This window comes from Marinospirillum sp. (genome assembly GCF_014859565.1).
The window spans coordinates 1-3,217 of sequence record NZ_JACUUA010000313.1 but is presented as its reverse complement, the minus strand read 5'-3'; the positions used below and the strand labels follow the sequence as shown (position 1 = coordinate 3,217).

General features: G+C 49.7%; 3 protein-coding genes. All 3 read left to right on the top strand.

Annotation, left to right across the window (positions count from 1 at the left end; all coding sequences use genetic code 11):
- Positions 1–766, top strand: a 766-nt coding sequence (locus IBX50_RS18890; RefSeq protein WP_292257950.1) for a patatin-like phospholipase family protein, incomplete at its 5' end; no start/stop codon positions are given.
- Between the two features lie 77 nt (positions 767–843).
- Positions 844–1,482, top strand: coding sequence for a histidine phosphatase family protein (locus IBX50_RS18885; RefSeq protein WP_292257949.1), 639 nt, complete (start codon positions 844–846; stop codon positions 1,480–1,482).
- Between the two features lie 3 nt (positions 1,483–1,485).
- Positions 1,486–3,217 (top strand): bifunctional diguanylate cyclase/phosphodiesterase (locus IBX50_RS18880; RefSeq protein ID WP_292257948.1); only part of this gene is annotated, 1,732 nt, incomplete at its 3' end.

Here is a 3,217-nt window from a genome sequence, read left to right as displayed (position 1 = left end):
GTTCCGACTGGTGGACATCACCTGGAGTCCGATGGGTGCCATCAAGGGTGAAAAGGTTATGGAGGTGATCGGTAAAATGCTGGAAGACCGCACCATCGAATCCTTGCCGATTCCATTCACTTCCGTTGCCACTGATCTGATCAATCAGAAGGAGGTCTGGTTTCAGGAAGGTTCACTGGAACAGGCCATCCGTGCCTCTATTGCAGTGCCGGGGGTGATTACACCGGTGCATTACCACGGTAGAACCCTGGTGGATGGTGGTTTGCTGAATCCTTTACCGATCACTCCCGCCGTTGCCTGGCATGCTGACATGATTCTGGCTGTGAATGTCACAGGACAAAGCTCCAATGCCACGCTGGATGAATTGATGCCTAACTGGGGTAAAACCAGCAAAAAGAACACAGAGCCAACTGCAACCAGTGAGTGGATACAAAGAGTCAAGGGTCGCGCTAACCTGTTGTTGGATCGTCTGAACTTCTGGGAGGCGGAAGACGTTGAACCCAGCAAAGAGGGGCAGGGGTCGGATACTCGCTGGGGTAAACTGGATGTGATTCTGCAATCCTTTGAAGTCACTCAGGCCGCTCTGACTCAATACAAAATTGCTGGTTATCCACCGGATCTACTGATTGAAATACCTCGTACAGCCTGTGGAGGTTATGAATTTCATAAAGCAAAACAACTGGTTGAGCTGGGAAGAACGATGGCTGTAACCAAATTGAATGAGTGGGAGGAAACCCACCCGCGACTCGCAGGTGATCTGGACTGATAGCCGACATAAGTCATTGCAAAACACCTTTCCGCTCTTACATAATGTAAAAAAAGCTGATTAGGGATGGCAAAGCAATGAAGCTGACAATAAAAAAGTGTGCGGTATTCAGTGTTTTAATCATCTCGTTGATGCTCCTGCCGGTGCACGCGGCAGAGTTGCAGGAAAAAGCCCTGACCCCTGAGCTGCTGGAACAGGTACGTCAGGGTGGTTATGTATTGTATATCCGCCATGGCAAAACGGACTCATCCATACCTGATCAGGTACCGGTTGATCTTGATAACTGTGCCAGTCAGCGTCCACTGACAGAAGCTGGATATCAACAGATGGTGAGTGTCGGAGAAAACATCCGTGCACTCGGCCTTCCGGTTGGTGAAATTTTTGTCAGTCCCTTCTGTCGTACTCGTGCCAGTGCTGATGCTGCATTTGGTGAAAACACCTGGCAGCTGGAAAATCTGCTGATGTACACCGCAGCCATGACCCGGGCAGAAAAAGACCCAGTGGTTGCACGTACGCGTGCATTGGTTTCTTTGCCCGTGCTGACGCCTGGTAAAAACCGGGTGCTCTTGGCGCATGGCCCCAATCTGGCCGAAATCATGAGTTATTTCCCACCCGAAGGCACACTGGTTATTATCAAACCCATGGGTGATGCGGGTTTTGAGTATCAGGCCAGTATCCGTCCGGAAAACTGGGTAGACCTGTTAAAAGGACTTTAAAGCATGACGGTCAGTCGCAATCTACTGTGGGCTTTTCTACTGCCTGCACTGCTGGTCACCAGTTTGACCCTGCTGCTAGGCTTCTGGTCCATCAACTCTCTACAACATCAATTTGTCAGTAGCAGCCAGCTGCAGACACAGGATTTACATACCATCACTGAAGCAGCTCAGTTCAGTCGTGAGATGGCGCAGGTGCATGAACGTGTTGCTGCTGCTTTAAGTAGTGCCATAGCAGGCAGTCTTTCTGAATTACAGCTGTATTATCTGCATACCGATATCACCGATGATCTGGGACAACTGCACACGCGTGTGCAGCAACTGGCTGCATCCAACCTGTTGCAGGAGGTGAATCACGGCAGTGCAGCAGCTTTGTTAAAAGAGTATGAGCTGTATCGACGTTTTGTCATTATGGCAACCGATATAGCGGCAATTGATCCCTCCACTGCAGCTTTTTACATCAATGAAGCTCAGATGCACTTCATCCATTTTTCCAGTTATGCCCATCGTATTACTGAGCTGTTATCCACACGTGCTGAACTGCGTCGAGTCCAATCAACACAAGCGGTTACCGGGCATTTCACTAAAATCCTGCTGCTTGGAGCAGTTGGCCTGCTGCTGATGTTCCTGCTGGCTTATTTGTCTGCCAGATTCACCAGTCGTCGCTTGCAGGTGATTGCGGACGCCTTGTTATTGCTGGCGGCCAAACGAGGTCAGCAGGAGTTGCCATCCCTGTCAGATGTTGAAAAACTTCACAAGCAGTCTGACGGTGAGTTTGGGCTGATTGCCAGTGCCTTGCTGGATTTTCGTCATGCAGAAAACTCCCGTAGGGAAGCTGAACAAAAGGTGGAACATCTGGCGTATTACGACAGCTTAACCGAGCTTGCCAATCGCCGATTACTGACTGAGCATTTGCGCCATTCCCTGCAGATGAACTCTCGTACCCATCAATTGGGAGCACTGATTTATTTCGATCTGGATCACTTTAAATCTGTTAATGACACCAGCGGTCATACTATGGGTGATAGGTTACTGGTTGAAGTGGCCAGACGCTTGAATCAGTTTAGTGAAGCTAATCCGGTGATAGGTCGGCTTGGCGGTGATGAGTTTGTTTTGTTGCTGGACTCTCTGGGGAAGGATGCTGCCCACGTGGCTCACTGGGTGGAAGGTTTTGCAGAACAAGTACGGCTAAGTCTGGCGGTACCTTATTGTCTGGATCAAGAAAATTTTCAGATCACACCCAGTATTGGTGTGGTGATTTTTGATGGGATAGAGCACACCACTGAGGATCTGTTTCGTTTTGCGGATGCTGCCATGTATCGAGCAAAACAGGCTGGACGTAATACCATTTGTTTTTATGATCCTGAGGTTCAGTCAGCTCTGGAGGAGCGTACCCAGTTAGAGCGTGACCTGCGCATGGCTGTAGAGCGGGATGAGTTATTTCTGGCCTATCAGTTACAGGTGGATACCGCCGTTCAACCGCTGGGTGCAGAGGCACTGCTGCGCTGGAACAATCCTGTTAAAGGGCTGATATCCCCGGCAGCATTTATTCCGTTGGCAGAAGAGAGCGGACTGATTATTCCCATTGGTTACTGGGTAGTACGCACGGCCTGCCTGCAACTGCTGGAATGGCAGCGTCATGCAGCAACAAAACACCTGATTCTGGCGGTGAATGTCAGTGCACGGCAGTTTAAAGAGATTGATTTTGTTGAACGGGTACAAGCCATTCTGGCAGAAA

What these genes read in the sequence shown, in the direction of transcription:
- IBX50_RS18885 (WP_292257949.1), top strand. Translation starts at nt 844, where the DNA reads ATGAAGCTGACAATAAAAAAGTGTGCGGTATTCAGTGTTTTAATCATC.